The sequence below is a fragment of the Amycolatopsis anabasis genome (assembly GCF_009765355.1).
GTDB lineage: Bacteria > Actinomycetota > Actinomycetes > Mycobacteriales > Pseudonocardiaceae > Amycolatopsis > Amycolatopsis anabasis.
Genome location: NZ_VTHK01000081.1, coordinates 1 through 16,330, shown reverse-complemented (window position 1 = coordinate 16,330; position 16,330 = coordinate 1). Strand labels below are relative to the sequence as shown.

Annotated in this window: 1 protein-coding gene; it reads right to left on the bottom strand. The window is 74.0% G+C overall.

Features of this window, described 5'->3' with window-relative positions; genetic code table 11:
* Window positions 1-4: 4 nt before the first annotated feature.
* A partial coding sequence (locus tag FXO23_RS52060) for a type I polyketide synthase (RefSeq protein ID WP_425484977.1) occupies window positions 5-16,330 on the bottom strand: 16,326 nt, incomplete at its 5' end.

Genomic DNA, 16,330 nt, shown 5'->3' with positions numbered 1-16,330 from the left:
GACATCACGAACTCCACGTTTCCGGGCCGGACTCCGCCGGCCCTTCGAGCGCCAGCTTGACCAGGGCTTCGTCATCGAGCGCGTCGATCGAGAGCGACTGCCCGTTCTCCACCGGCGCGGCCTCGCCGTCCGGCTCCGCGGACGCGAGCCGCAGCAGCTGATCCATCAGGCCCGCTTCCCGCAACCGGTCGATCGGGATACCGGACAGCAGGCGCCGAACCTCGTCGTCGCCGTCGCCACCGGCCTCGTCGCCGAACAGTTCCGCCTCGATCTGCTCGGCCATCGCCTGCGGATTCGGGTAGTCGAACAGGAAGGTGCTGGGCAACCGCAGCCCGGTCTCGGCGCCCAGCCGGTTCCGCAGTTCCACTGCGGTGAGCGAGTCGAACCCGACGTCGAGGAATCCGCGCTCGGCGGACACCGCTTCCGGCCCGGAGTGCCCGAGCACCTCCGCGGCCCGGGCCCGCACCAGGTCGAGCAACGCGTCCCTGCGCTCGGCCGGGCCGGCGCCGGCCAGCCGGTCCCGCAGGCCCGCGCCACCGTCGGAATCCCCGCCCGATCCCGCTTCGTCGGCGGCCAGGGCCGCCTGCGCCTCGGCGAGATCGGCCAGCAGCGCGCTCGGCCGGGTCATCGTGAACAGCTGCGTGAAGCGCTCCCACCGGACGTCCGCGACCGACACCGTGGTCTCGCCCCGGTCGATCACCTGCTGCAGCGCGGCGATGGCCAGTTTCGCGGGCAGCAGCGGAATACCGCGTTGCCGCAGGCGGTCGGCGGCGTCGCCCACGGCGGCCATCCCGCCGTCGTCCCACGGGCCCCAGGCCACCGCGACGGTGCGCAGGCCGCGAGCCCGGCGGTTCTCGGCCAGGCTGTCGGCATACGCGTTGGCCGCCGAGTAGGCGCCTTGACCGGCGCTGCCCCAGATGCCCGCCACCGACGACATGATCACGAACAGGTCGAGCGAGTCGTCGCCGAACACCGCGTCCAGATTCGCCGCACCGGCCGACTTCGCGGTCATCGCCCGCGCGGTTTCCGCCAGATCGGTGTCGGCCAGCATCGCCACGTGGTCGATCCCGGCGGCGTGCACCACGGTCCGCACCGGATCGCCCGCTTCGGCCAGCCGGCGCACGAGCGCGTCGAGCTGCTCGCGATCGGCCACGTCGCACGCGGCGACCGTGACCCGGGAGCCGAGTGCGCGCAGTTCTTCCTCGGTTTCGGCGACTCCCGGCGCATCCGGTCCCCGGCGGCTGGTCAGCACGATGTGCTCGGCGCCGTTGGCCGCGAGCCACCGGGCGGCATGCCCGCCGAGCCCGCCGGTGCCACCGGTGATCAGCGCGGTGCCGCGCGGCCGCCAGGTGCCGGCGCCCGCCGGTTCGCCCGCCGGGGCCCGGCGCAACCGGCGCCCGAACACCGCGGCCGACCGGATCGCGACCTGGTCCTCCCCGTCGAGCCCGGCGAGCACGGCGGCCAGCCGCGACTGCGCGCGCTCGTCCAGCTCTTCGGGCAGGTCCACCAGGCCGCCCCAGCGGGACGCGAATTCCAGGGCGGCCACCCGGCCGACGCCCCAGACCATGCCCTGCACCGGGTTGGTCACGTGGTCGGAGTGGGCCACCGACACCGCGCCCCGGGTCGCGCACCACAGCGGGGCGGTCACCTCGGCGTCGCCGAGGGCCTGCGCCAGCAGCGTGGTGCCCGCCATCGCGATCGGCACCCGCGGGTGCTCCGGATGCGGGCGCTCGTCCAGGGCCAGCAACGAAAGCACCCCGGCGACCGGTTCGTCGGCCGCCGCCCGCAACGCGTCGGCCAGGCCGGACCGGTCGAGCTGGCGCAGGTCGAGGTCCACCCGGACCGCGGTCGCCCCGTGCCGGTCCAGCGCCGCGGCGCAGCCGTCGATCAGCTCCCCGGCCACCTGCCCCGCGGGCACCAGCACCAGCCAGCGCCCGGCGGGCAGGGTGCGCGGACCGCGTTCGGCGATCGGGTTCCACTCCACGCGGTACCGCCACGAGTCCACCACGGACTGCTCGCGGCGGCGGCGATGCCAGGCGGCCAGCGCGGGCAGGACCGAACGCAACGGGGCCTCGCCGTCGACGTCCAATGTGGACGAGAACTCGGCCAGGTCCGCGCGTTCCACCACTTCCCAGAACTCGGCGTCCGCCGCGTCCGCGGGCGCCGCGGCGCCGGGCCGCAGCGCGGCGGCGGGTTCGGGCCAGTACCGCTGGCGCTGGAACGGGTAGGTGGGCAGGTCGACCCGGCGCGCGCCGGTTCCGGTGAACCAGGCCGCCCAGTCGATCCGGATGCCGTGGACGTGCAGCCGCGCGAGACCGGTCAGCAGCGCCTGGGCCTCGTCGCGGTCCCGGCGCAACGAGGGCACCGCCACCGAGTCGTCGTCCAGCGAGTCCTGCGCCATACCGGTGAGCACGCCGTCCGGCCCGAGTTCGAACAGGGCGTTCGCCCCGAACGCCTGCGCCGCGCGGACGCCGTCGTGGAACCGGACGGCCTCGCGGACGTGGCGCACCCAGTACTCCGGCGCCGCCAGTTCCCCGGACAGTTCACCGGACACATTGGACACGATCGGGATCCGCGGTGCGTGGTACTCCACGGTCGCCGCGACCTCCGCGAACTCGGCGAGCATCGGGTCCATCAACGGCGAGTGGAACGCGTGGCTGACCCGCAACCGCTTGGTCTTGCGTCCCTCGGCCGCGAAGTGCTCGGCGACGCGGAGGACCGCGGCCTCGGCACCGGACACCACCACCGACGCCGGACCGTTGATCGCCGCGATCGACACCGACTCATCGAGCAACGGAGCCACTTCGTCCTCGGTGGCCTGCAGCGACACCATCGCCCCACCGGACGGCAACGCCTGCATCAACCGGCCCCGCGCCACCACCAGCCGCGCCGCGTCCGCCAGCGAGAACACACCCGCGACGTGCGCGGCCGCCAGCTCACCGATCGAATGGCCGAGCAGGACGCTCGGGGTGAGTCCCCAGGACTCCACCGCGCGGAACAACGCGACCTCGACCGCGAACAAACCAGGCTGCGTGTAACCGGTTTCGGCCACCAGTTCCGGGTCCTCGCCCCAGATCACCTCGCGCAGCGGGCGATCCAGGTGCCGATCGAGTTCCGCGCACACCTCGTCGAACGCCTCGGCGAACACCGGGAACGACTCGTACAGCCCCCGGCCCATCCCCAGCCGCTGCGAACCCTGGCCGGAGAAGGCGAAAGCGAGCTGCCGTTCGGCGCTGGTTCCCCGGGTGAGCCCGGCGAACGGCAGCCCGTCGGCGAGCGCGCGCAGCCCCTCGGCCAGCTCGTCGCGGCCCGCTCCGACGACCACCGCCCGCTGGTCGAACGATTCCCGGGTGGTGGCCAGCGAGCACGCGACGTCCAGCGCGGACAAGCCCGGTTCGGCGTCCAGCCGGGCGAGCAGCTGGGCGGCCTGCGCCCGGAGCGCCGCCTCGTCCTTGCCGGACACCAGCCACGGCAGCACCGCCGGGGCCACGCCGGCTGCCTGGGCGCTCGGCTCCGGGACGGGCGGCTCTTCCAGGATCACGTGGGCGTTGGTGCCGCTGACCCCGAACGAGGACACCCCCGCCCGGCGCGGGCGGCCGTTGGGCTTCCACGCGCGCGCCTCGGTCAGCAGCTCCACCTCCCCGGCGGACCAGTCGATCTGCGGTGAGGGTTCGTCGACGTGCAAGGTCATCGGCAGCATCTCGTGCCGCATCGACATGATCACCTTGATGATCCCGGCGGCACCGGCGGCGGACTGCGTGTGCCCGATGTTGGACTTGAGCGATCCCAGCCACAACGGGGCCTCCCGGTCCTGCCCGTAGGTCGCCAGCACCGCCTGCGCCTCGATCGGGTCACCGAGTTTCGTCCCGGTGCCGTGCGCCTCCACGGCGTCCACATCGGACGGTCGCAGCCCCGCGTCCGCGAGCGCCTGCCGGATCACCCGCTGCTGCGACGGGCCGTTCGGCGCGGTCAGGCCGTTCGACGCGCCGTCCTGGTTGATCGCGGTGCCCCGCACCAGGGCGAGCACCGGGTGGCCGTTGCGCCGCGCGTCGGACAGCCGTTCGACCAGGAGCACGCCGACGCCTTCGGACCAGGCCGTGCCGTCGGCCTGCGCGGCGAAGGACTTGCAGCGCCCGTCCGGGGCGAGCCCGCGCTGGCGGCTGAACTCCACGAACGCGCCCGGCCCGCACATGACGGCGACGCCACCGGCCAGGGCCAGATCGCATTCGCCCTGCCGCAGCGCCCGGACGGCCCAGTGCAACGCCACCAGGGACGACGAGCACGCGGTGTCCACGGTGACCGCGGGCCCCTCGAGGCCGAACGTGTAGGCCAGGCGGCCGGAGATCACGCTCGCCGCGTTCCCGGTGCCGACGTGGCCCTCGAAGCTCTCCGGATCACCCATCAGCAGGCCCAGGTAGTCCTGCCCGTTGGTGCCCATGAACACCCCGGTCTCGCTCCCCCGCACCGATTCCGGGGTGATCCCGGCACGCTCGAAGGTCTCCCAGGTCAGTTCCAGCAGCATGCGCTGTTGCGGGTCGGTGGCGAGCGCCTCCCGCGGGCTGATCCCGAAGAACGCCGGATCGAAGTCGCCCAGGTCGTGCAGGAAGCCGCCCTCGCGGGTGTAGCTCGCGCCCAGCCGGTCGGGGTCCGGGTCGTAGAGCGCCTCGAGGTCCCAGCCGCGGTCGGTCGGGAACTCGGAGATCCCGTCACCGCCGGTGGACACCAGCCGCCACAGGTCCTCCGGCGAGCGCACGCCACCGGGCAGGCGGCAGGTGGCCGCGACGATCGCGATCGGTTCGTCGTCGCGCGCCGCCGCTCGCGCCACGACCGGCGAAGCCTGCGCACTGCCGAGCAGTTCCGCGCGGAGGTGGCGGGCCAGGGCCGCCGCGTTCGGGTAGTCGAAGATCAGCGTCGCGGGCAGCCGCAGCCCGGTCGCCTCGTTCAGCGCGTTGCGCAGTTCCACCGCGGTCAGCGAATCGAACCCGAGATCGGAGAACGAGCGCCCCGGGGGCACCGCGTCCGGGGACGGGTGCCCGAGGATGGTCGCGGCCCGGCCGCGGACCAGCTCCAGCAGGAACCGATCGCGCTCGGCTTCGGTCTGCTCCCGGAGCCGGGCGAGGAGTTCCGCGGAACCGCGGACCGGTTCGTCGGCGGCGTCGAGCACGGCCTTGGCTTCCGGCAGTTCCCGCAGCAGCGGGGCGGGCCTGGTGGCCGTCACCACCGGGACGAACAGCTCCCAATCCACATCGGCCACGATCATCGTGGCGGCGCCCCGCGCCGGGTTCAGCGCGGCGATGGCGCGCTCCGGGGCCATCGCGGAAAGGCCGCGCCGCCGCAGCTGCTCGTCGCTTTCCCCGCCGGTCCGGCCTTCCCACGGTCCCCACGCCACGGCGGTGCCGGGCAACCCGGCGGCGCGGCGCCGCTCGGCCAGGGCTTCGACGAACGCGTTGGCCGCGGCGTAGGCGCCGTGCCCGGCCCCGCCGAGCACACCGGCGGTCGAGGAGAACAGCACGAACGCGGCGAGGTCCCGGTCCCTGGTCAGCTCGTCCAGGTGCGCGGCGACGGTCACCTTCGCGTGCATGGCGTGCTCGGCCCGTTCGGCGGTCAGCTCGCCCAGCGCGTGGTCCTCGGCAACCGAGAGGGTGTGCACCACCGCGGTCAGCTCGGGCTCGGCGGCCAGCAGTCGCTCGAGTGCCGCCCGGTCGGTCGCCTCGCAGGCGGCGACCGTGAGCCGGGTTCCGGATTCCGCGAACTCCGCGGTCAGTTCGGCGGCACCGGGTGCGTCGGCACCGGCCGGGTCGGCCAGCAGGACGTGTTCGGCCCCGGCTTCGGCCAGCCAGCGCGCGATGCGGGCCGGGACCGGGCCGGTGCCACCGGTGACGAACGCGGTTCCCCGCACCTGCCACGGTTTCTCGCCCGCCGCCGGGGCGCGGACCAGCCGCGGCACCAAGAGCCCGGCGGGCCGCACCGCCACCTGGTCCTCACCGTCCACACCGGACAGCACGGCCACGAGCCCCTCGGCCACCCGGTCGTCGACGGCCTCCGGCAGGTCGACCAGGCCGCCCCAGCGCTGGTGGTGTTCCAGCGCGGCGACCCGGCCCAGGCCCCACACCATCGCCTGGGTCGCACTCGCGAGTTCGTCGCCCGGTCCGGTGGTGACCGCGCGCTGCGTGACGCACCAGAGCGGCGCCTCGATCCCGGTGTCGCCGAGCGCCTGGAGCAGGGCGAGGGTGGCGGCGAAACCGCGGGTCTGCGCCGATCCGGCGGCCAGCGGCCGATCGTCGAGTGCCAGCAGGGACAGCACGCCCGCGATCGGCTCCCCGTCGAGCGCGGCGCGCAACCGCTCGGTCAACGCGGTTCGTTCGACGCCCTCGACCGCCACCTGGACGATCCGGGCGCCGTGCCCGCGCAGCGCCTCGACCACCGTGTCGGTCGCGCCCCCGGCGGGAGTCACGGCCAGCCAGGTTCCGGTCGGCCCGCTCGCTCCCGGTTCGCCGAGCGCCTGCCAGCGGACGCGGTAGCGCCACTCGTCCGCGGCGGACGGTTCGCGGTCGGGCGCGCGGCGGGCGGGGGCGGATTCCAGCCAGTACCGCTGGCGCTGGAACGCGTAGGTCGGCAGGTCGATCCTGCGGACGGCGGCGCCCGCGAAGAGCGCGCTCCAGTCCACCGCGACCCCGTGCGTGTGCAGCCGGGCCAAGCCGGTGAGCAGCGCCGCGGGCTCGTCCCGATCCCGCCGGGACGCGGGCGCGAGCACGGTTTCCGCGTCGACCGATTCCTGCGCGAGGCCGGTCAGGGTGCCGTCGGGGCCGATCTCCAGGAACCTGGTCACGCCCTGCTCGGCCAGGGTGCGCACCCCATCGGCGAACCGGACCGCCTCCCGGACGTGGCGCACCCAGTACTCCGGCGAGGCCAGTTCCCCATCCAACTGACCGGACACATTGGACACAACCGGAATGCTCGGCGCCCGGTACTCCACGGTCGCCGCGACCTCGGCGAACTCCGCCAACATCGCATCCATCCGCGGCGAATGGAACGCATGACTGACCCGCAGCCGCTTGGTCTTCCGACCCGCGTTCTCGAAATGATCGGCGATCCGTGTCACCGCGGCCTCGTCGCCGGACACCACCACCGAAGCCGGACCATTGATCGCGGCGATCGACACGGTGTCCTCGAGCAGCGGAAGCACTTCATCTTCGGCGGCTTGGACCGCCACCATCGCCCCACCGGGCGGCAACGCCTGCATCAACCGGCCCCGCGCCACCACCAGCCGAGCCGCGTCCTGCAGCGAAAACACCCCGGCCACATGCGCAGCAGCCACCTCGCCAATCGAGTGACCGAGCAAGTAATCCGGCCGCACATTCCAGGATTCGACAAGCCGGAACAACGCCACCTCGACCGCGAACAGACCAGGCTGCGTGAAGCCCGTCTGATCAACCAGCTCCGGGTCCTCGCCCCAGATCACCTCACGCAACGAGCGATCCAGATGCCGATCCAGCTCGGCGCACCCGGCATCGAACGCCTCGGCGAACACCGGGAACGACTCGTACAACCCACGACCCATACCCAGCCGCTGCGAACCCTGACCCGAGAACAGGAAGCCGAGCTGCCCCTCACCGACGGCGCCCAGCACCAGCGCCGGATGCGACTCGCCGCGGGCCAGCGCCTGAAGCCCGGCCACCAGGTCGTCGCGGCCCGTGCCGACGACGACCGCGCGGTCTTCCAGGTTCGGCCGACCGGTCACCAGGGAGTACGCCACATCGGCTGGGTTGCTGTCCACAGTGGACAGAAGTCGGTTCGCCTGCGCCCGCAGTGCTTCGGGTCCGCGCGCCGAGACCGGCCAGACCAGCACCGGCGGGACCGCGCCCGCGGGGCTCGCCTCCGTCGTGATGGCCGGGGGCTCCTCCAGGATGGCGTGCGCGTTGGTACCGCTCACCCCGAACGAGGACACTCCGGCCCGGCGCGGATGACCGTTCGCCGACCAGGGCCGTGCCTCGGTCAGCAACTCCACCGCACCCGAAGACCAATCGATGTGCGGCGACGGCTCGTCCACGTGCGGCGTACGCGGCAACGTCTCGTGCCGCATCGCCATCACCATCTTGATCACACCCGCCACCCCGGCGGCGGCCTGGGAATGGCCGAGATTCGACTTGATCGATCCCAACCACAACGGTTCGTCCCGGTCTTGGCCGTAGGTCGCCAGCAACGCCTGCGCCTCGATCGGGTCGCCGAGTTTCGTCCCGGTGCCGTGCGCCTCCACCGCGTCCACATCGGACGGACGCAGACCCGCGTTCGCCAGCGCCTGCCGGATCACCCGCTGCTGCGACGGACCATTCGGCGCCGTCAGGCCGTTGGAGGTGCCGTCGGAGTTGACCGCGGTGCCCCCGACGATCGCGAGCACCGGATGCCCGTTGCGCCGCGCGTCGGACAGCCGTTCCAGCAGGAGGATCCCGACGCCTTCGGCCCAGGACGTGCCGTCCGCGGCCGCGGCGAACGATTTGCAGCGACCGTCCTCGGCGAGGCCGCGCTGGCGGCTGAACTCCACGAACAGGCCCGGCCCGGCCATCACCGCCGCGCCACCGGCGAGCGCCAACCGGCACTCCCCCTGGCGCAGCGCCTGCGCGGCCAGGTGCAGGGCCACCAGCGAGGACGAGCACGCCGTGTCCACCGTCACCGACGGCCCTTCCAGGCCGAAGGCGTAGGAGATCCGGCCGGACAGCACGCTCGCCGACGCCCCAGTGAGCAGGTGCCCCTCCACCCCGGCGGGCACCTCGCCCAGGCCGAGGCCGTAGCCCTGGTACCCGGCGCCGACGAAGACTCCGGCCTGGCTTTCCCGCAGTGACAACGGGTTCACGCCCGCGCGTTCGAACGCTTCCCAGGCGACCTCGAGCAGCAGCCGCTGCTGCGGGTCCATGGCCAGCGCCTCCCGCGGGCTGATCCCGAACACGCTCGGATCGAACTGGGCGGCGTCGTGCAGGAAGCCGCCCTCCCGGGTGTAGGTGGTACCGGTGCGCTCGGGGTCCGGGTCGTAGAGCGCGTCCAGATCCCAGCCGCGATCGGCCGGGAACCCGGAGATCACGTCCCGTCCCTCGGCGACCAGCCGCCACAGGTCCTCCGGCGAACGCACCCCGCCCGGGTACCGGCAGCTCATCGCCACGATCGCGATCGGATCGTCGGTGGTGGCCGCCACGGCAACCGGTGCCCGCTCTTCCGGCATCGCACCGAGGAGTTCGCCGCGCAGGTACCGCGCCAGGGCGGTCGCGTTCGGGTAGTCGAAGGCCAGGGTGGCGGGAAGCCGGAGGCCGGTCGCCAGCCCCAGCCGGTTGCGCAGTTCGACGGCCGTCAACGAATCGAATCCGAGATCGCGGAACGCCCGGTCCGGCTGCACCGCGGCCGCGCTGTCGTGCCCGAGGACCGCCGCCGCCTGGCCGCGGACCAGCTCGAGCAGGGTCCGGTCCTGTTCCGCCGCGGTCATCTTCGCCAAGCGGCCGACCAGCCCGGATTCGTCCGGCACCGCCTCGGCAGCGGTTTCGCGCAGGGTACGCGCCGCCTCGGGCACGGTGGACAGCAACGGGCTCGGCCGGACCGCGGTGAACGCGGGGGCGAACCGGCTCCAGTCGAGGTCGGCGACCGCGAGCAGGGACTCGTCGTGGTCGAGTGCCTGGGCCAGCGCATCGAGCGCGAGATCCGGATCCAGGCCGCGCACCCCGCCGCGGCCGAGCTGGTCGCCGCTGAGGACGGCGGTCGCGAGCCCGCCGCCCGCCCACGGGCCCCAGGCCACCGAGGTCGCGGCCTGGCCGCGGGCCCGCCGCCACTGCACGAACGCGTCCTGGAACGCGTTGGCGGCGGCGTAGTTCGCCTGCCCCGCACCACCCGCGGTCGCGGCGAAGGAGGAGAACACCACGAACGCGGACAGGTCGAAGCGCTCGGTGAGCTCGTGCAGGTTGACCGTGGCCCGCACCTTCGGCAGCAGCACGCTTTCGAACCGGTCCGGGGCCAGCGCGCCCAGCACGCCGTCGTCGAGCACACCGGCCGCGTGGAAGACCGCGGTGAGCGGGAACTCGGTGGTGACCTCGGCCAGCAACGCGTCCAGTGCGGCGCGGTCCGCCGCGTCGCAGGCGGCGATCGTGACCCGGGCGCCGAGCGCGGTGAGTTCGGCGGACAGTTCGGCCGCGCCCTCGGCTTCCCCGCCGCGGCGGCTGGTCAGCACGACGTGGTCGGCGCCGTTCTCCGCCAGCCACCGGGCCACCCGCGCGCCGAGTGCGCCGGTGCCGCCGGTGACCAGCACCGTGCCGCCCGGCCGCCACGATTGGGAAGCCGACCGCCCGGCGAGAGGCGCCGGTTCGAGGCGGCGGCCGAGCAGGGTGGCGTTGCGCAGCGCGAGCTGATCCTCGCCGCCGATCCCGCCGAGCGCCTGCGCGATCCGGGCGCGCCCGGCGTCGGTGACCGCGCCGGGAACGTCGAGCAGGCCGCCCCAGGAGCCGGGCAGCTCGAGCGCGGCGACCCGGCCGAATCCCCACAGCATGGCCTGGGCCGGACTGGTCACCGGATCGGAATCGGCCGCCGAGACCGCCCCGCTGGTCACGCTCCACACGCGCGTGGACACGTCGGCGTCGGCCACCGCCTGCACCAGGGCGGCCGTGCCCGCCAGGCCCACGGTCAGCGCGGCGTGCCCGGGCTGGGCGCGTTCGTCGAGTGCCCACAGCGAGAGGATCCCGGCCGCCCCCGCGCCGCCGGCGGCTTCGGCGATGCGGGTGGCGAGCGCGGTCCGGTCGGCGTCGTCTTCGGTCACCTCGAGCCGGTGCACGCGGGCACCGTGTTCGGCCAGTGCCCGCAAGCAGGCCACGACCCGCGGGTCGGTGTCCCAGCCTGCCGGGACGACCGCCAGCCAGGTGCCGGACAAGGTGTCCCCCGCGGGGGCGGTGACCGGGCGCCAGGCGATCCGGTACCGCCAGGAGTCCACAGTGGACTCACGCTCGGTGTCGTGGCGCCAGGCGGACAGCGCGGGCACCAGCGCGTCGAGGGGGGTCCGCTCGTCCACGCCGAGGGCCGCGGCGAGTTCGCCGCGTTCGACCAGTTCCCAGAACCGGCCGTCGACCTCGCCCGGGGTGCTCGGCCGCGGGTCGTCGCGCTGGGGCTCGGGCCAGAAGCGGCGCCGCTGGAAGGCGTAGGTGGGCAGCGGCACCCGGCGCGTGCCGGGCAGGACCGCGGCCCAGTCGATGCCGACCCCGCGGACGTGCGCCTCGGCGAACGAGGCCAGCAGGCGCCGCCGGTCGCCCTCGCCCATGCGCAACGTCCCGGCCGCGGTGATCCGGGCCCCGGTGTGGTCGGCGATCTCCTCGATCGGCACGGTGAGCAGGGGGTGCGGGCTGGGCTCGAGGAACACGTCGAAGCCCTGGTCGAGCAGGGTGCGCAGGGCGGCGTCGAATTCGACCGTCTGCCGCAGGTTCCGGTACCAGTACTCGGCGGTCAGCTCGCTGGTGTCCAGCAGGCCGCCGGTGACCGTCGAGCAGAACAGGATTTCCGAGGAACGCGGGGAGATCTCGCCGACGGCGGTGAGCAGTTCCTCGTGGATGTCCTCCACCTGCGCCGAATGCGAGGCGAAGTCGGCCTGGATGCGCCCGACCCGGATCTCGGCCTCGACCAGGTGGGCGATGACCTCCTCGATCGCTTCCGGTTCACCGGACACCGAGACGGTCGCCGGGCCGTTGACCGCCGCGACGGCGACCCGGTCGCCCCACGGCGCGAGCCGCTCGCGCACCTGGTCCACCGGCAGCGGCACGGAGATCATCGCGCCCCGGCCGGAAAGCGTGGCCGCCACCACCTGGCTGCGGCGCGCGACCGTGCGGGCCGCGTCCTCCAGCGAGATCGCGCCGATCACGTAGGCCGCGGCGAGTTCGCCCTGCGAATGCCCGACCACCGCGGCGGGCTCCACCCCGGCGGACCGCCACACCGCGGCCAGCGACACCAGCACGGTGAACAGCGCGGGCTGAACCACGTCCACGCGGGCGAGTGAGGCCGCGCCCCGCTTGCCGCGCAGCACATCGGTCAGCGACCAGTCCAGGTAGGGCTCGAACGCGGCGGCGCATTCGGCGACGCTTTCCCGGAACACCGGGGAGGACTCCATCAGGGCGGCGCCCATGCCCTTCCACTGGCCGCCCGCGCCGGAGAACACCATGGCGATGCGACCGTGCGGTGCGGCCACCCCGCGGACGGCTTCCCCACCCCCACCGGCGAGGGCGTCGAGTTCCGCGAGGATCTCCGCGCGCTCGGCGCCGAGGACCACCGCGCGGTGCTCGAACGGGGTCCGGGTCGTGGCCAGGGAGAACGCGAGATCCGGTAGCGGCCGGTCGTCGGCGCGCACGTGCTCGGCCAGCCGGCGAGCCTGCGCGCGCAGGGCGGCCTCGGAGCGGCCGGACAGCGCGAGCGGCACCACGCCGGTGACCGGCTCGCTCGCCGCCGCGGGTTCCGGCTCGGTGGCCTGCTCGAGGATCACGTGGGCGTTGGTGCCGCTCATCCCGAACGAGGAGACCCCGGCGCGGCGCGGCCGGTCGGTGTCCCAGGCGATCGGCTCGGTCAGCACGCGGACCGCGCCCGCCGACCAGTCCACCTCCGGCGACGGCTCCTCGACGTGCAGGGTCTTCGGCAGGACGCCGTGCCGCATCGCCTCGACCATCTTGATCACCCCGGCCACCCCCGCGGCGGCCTGGGTGTGCCCGAGGTTCGACTTGATCGACCCCAGCCACAACGGCTCGTCCCGATCCTGGCCATAGGTCGCCAGCAGCGCCTGCGCCTCGATCGGATCACCCAGCGCGGTACCCGTCCCGTGCGCCTCCACAACGTCCACATCGGACGGTGAAAGACCCGCACTGGACAACGCCTGCCGGATCACCCGCCGCTGCGACGGACCGTTCGGCGCCGTCAATCCGTTCGAAGCACCGTCCTGGTTCACCGCGGAACCGCGCAGGACGGCCAGCACCTGGTGGCCGTTGCGCCGGGCCTCGGACAGGCGTTCCAGCACCAGCACGCCCACGCCCTCGCCCCAGCCGGTGCCGTCCGCGCCCGCCGCGAACGCCTTGCACCGCCCGTCGGAGGACAGCGCGCCCTGCCGGGAGAACTCCACGAAACCTTCCGGGGTGGACATCACGGTGACGCCACCGGCCAGCGCGAGCGTGCTCTCGCCCGAGCGCAGCGACTGCGCGGCCCAGTGCATCGCCACCAGGGAGGCCGAGCACGCGGTGTCCACGGTGACCGCCGGGCCTTCGAAGCCGAACACGTACGACACGCGACCGGAAACCACGCTCGCGGCGTTGCCGATGCCGATGTACCCCTCGACGCCGTCCCCCACGCCGCGCAGGTTCAGGCCGTAGTCCTGGTTGTTCGAGCCGATGAACACGCCGGTGCGGCTGCCCCGGATCGAGCGGGGATCCACGCCCGCGCGCTCGACCGCCTCCCACGAGGTCTCCAGCAGCAGCCGCTGCTGCGGGTCCATGGCCAGCGCCTCGCGCGGCGAGATCCCGAAGAACTCCGCGTCGAAATCACCGGCCGCGTCGAGGAAAGCACCCGCGCGCGGGACGCCCGCGCCGAGCCGGTCGGCATCCCAGCCGCGGTCCACCGGGAACCCGGAAACCGCGTCCACTCCCCCGGCCACCAGATCCCACAGCTGCTCGGGCGAACTCACGCCACCGGGAAACCGGCAGGCCATGCCGACGATCGCGATCGGCTCGTCGGGATCGGCCGCGGCCACCGCGGCCTCCGGCACGTCCTGCGCCGTACCGGCCAGTTCGGCGGCCAGGTGCCGGGCCAGCTCGAGCGGTGTCGGGTGGTCGAACACGAGCGAGGCGGGCAACCGCAGCCCGGTGGCCCCGCTGAGTCCGTTGCGGAGTTCGACCGCGGTCAGCGAATCGAAACCGAGTTCGCGGAACACCCGCTCGGGCGCGACCGCGTCCGGCGAAGCGTGCCCCAGCACCTGTGCCGCCTGGTCGCGCACGAGATCGAGCAGGAGGCGTTCGCGTTCCGCCCCGGACTGCCCCGCGAGCGTCCGCGCGAACGTGGCGGTCATCTCTCGCGTGGCGGTCGCGGCAGGCGCGGGCCGCGGGGCTTCCGGCAAGGCCTCGAACAGGCGGCAGGGCCGGGCTCCGGCGAACGCCGGGGCGAAGCGCGTCCACTCGAGATCGGCGAGGACGACACCCGGGTCGGCGGTGCCGAGGGCCTGCCGCAGCGCGGTGAGCGCGAGTTCCGGCGGCAGCGGCGAGACACCGCCGCGGCGGAGCCGCTCGGCCAGGGCGGGGTCGTCCGCGGCCATTCCGGCGCCGTCCCACGGCCCCCAGGCGACCGACAGCGCGGGCAGGCCGAGCCCGCGGCGCCGCTGGGCCAGCGCGTCCAGGTAGGCGTTGGCCGCCGCGTAGTTGGCCTGCCCGGCGTTGCCGAGCGCGCCCGCGGTCGAGGAGTACAGCACGAACGCGGACAGATCCAGGTCGCGGGTCAGCTCGTCCAGGTGGCGCGCGGCGCTCGCCTTGGCGGCGAGCACGCGTGCGAACCGGTCGGCGGTCAGCGACTCGAGGGTGCCGTCGTCGAGCACCCCGGCGGTGTGGAACACCGCGGTCAGCGGTTCGGGGAGCGAGCCGAGCAGCGCGGCGAGGGCGTCCCGGTCGGCGGCGTCGCACGCGGCGACGGTGACCCGCGCGCCGAGATCGGTCAGCTCCGCGGCGAGTTCGGCCGCGCCCGGCGCGGCATCCCCGCTGCGGCTGACCAGGACGAGGTGTTCGGCGCCGTGCTCGGCCAGCCACCGGGCGAGCCGCCCGCCCAGCGCACCGGTGCCGCCGGTAACCAGGACCGTGCCGTGCGGCCGCCAGTCGGCGTCCTCGTCCGCCGTGGACCGGACCAGCCTGCGCCCGAGCACGGCCGCGGACCGCACGGCCACCTGGTCCTCACCGTCGATTCCGGCGAGGACCGCGGCCAGCCGGTCCTGCGCCCGCTCGTCGAGCAGTTCGGGCAGGTCGACCAGTCCGCCCCAGCGCTGCGGCCGTTCCACCGCGGCCACCCGGCCCAGTCCCCAGGTCATCGCCTGCTCGGGGCTGCGCACCGGATCGTCCGCGGACGCCGCGATCGCGCCGCTGGTGGCGCACCACAGGGGCGCGTCCAGCCCGGCTTCCTCCAGCGCGGCCAGCAGGCGCACGGTGGCGGCGAGCCCGGCCGGAACGTGCTGGTCCCCGAACCGGTCGTCCAGGGCCAGGAACGAGAGGACACCGCGTACCGGTTCGGTCGTCGCGCCGCGCAGTGCTTCCGCCGGGTCTTCCGCCACCACGACGGTCACCGGGTCCGCGCCGTTCCGTTCGAGGGCGGTCACGCCGCCGCGGACCAGTTCGGACTCGGCGAGTTCCGCCGGTACGACGACCAGCCAGGTGCCCGCCAGCGCTCGCACCGGACCGTCGGCGATCGGCTGCCACGCCTCGCGGTAACGCCAGGAGTCCACAACGGACTGTTCGTGGCGGCGCCGCCGCCAGGAGGACAGCGCGGGCAGCACCTCGCTGAGCGGGGTGTCCCCGTCCACCTCGAGGGCGGCGGCCAGTTCGGCGACGTCCTGCCGGTCGACCGCGTCCCAGAACCGGCCGTCCCGCGGGTCGGCGGGCGCCGCGGCCGGGGTAGGGCGGTCCAGCCAGTACCGGGTGCGCTGGAAAGCGTAGGTGGGCAGGGCGATCCGGCGGGCCCCGGTTCCGGCGAACCAGGCCGCCCAGTCGATCCGGATGCCGTGGACGTGCAGCCGCGCGAGACCGGTCAGCAGCGCCTGGGCCTCGTCGCGGTCCCGGCGCAGGGTGGGCGCCAGGAGGTGGTCGGCGCCGTCGAGGCAGTCGTCCGCCGCGGCGGCCAGAGTACCGTCGGGACCGATCTCCAGGAACGCGGTCACGCCCTGTTCGGCGAGGGTGCGCACCCCATCGGCGAACCGAACGGCTTCCCGAACATGCCGCACCCAGTACTCCGGCGACACCAGCTCATCGGCCAGCTCACCGGACACATTGGACACAACCGGAATGCTCGGCGCCCGGTACTCCACGGTCGCCGCCACCTCGGCGAACTCCGCCAACATCGCATCCATCCGAGGCGAATGGAACGCATGACTGACCCGCAGCCGCTTCGTCTTCTCGAAACGCTCGGCGATCCGGAACACCACATCCTCGTCACCGGACACGACCACCGAAGACGGACCATTCACCGCGGCAATCGACACAGTGTCATCGAGCAACGGAAGCACTTCATCCTCGGTGGCCTGCACCGCCACCATCGCCCCACCCGACGGCAACGCCTGCATCAACCGACCCCGCGCCACCACCAA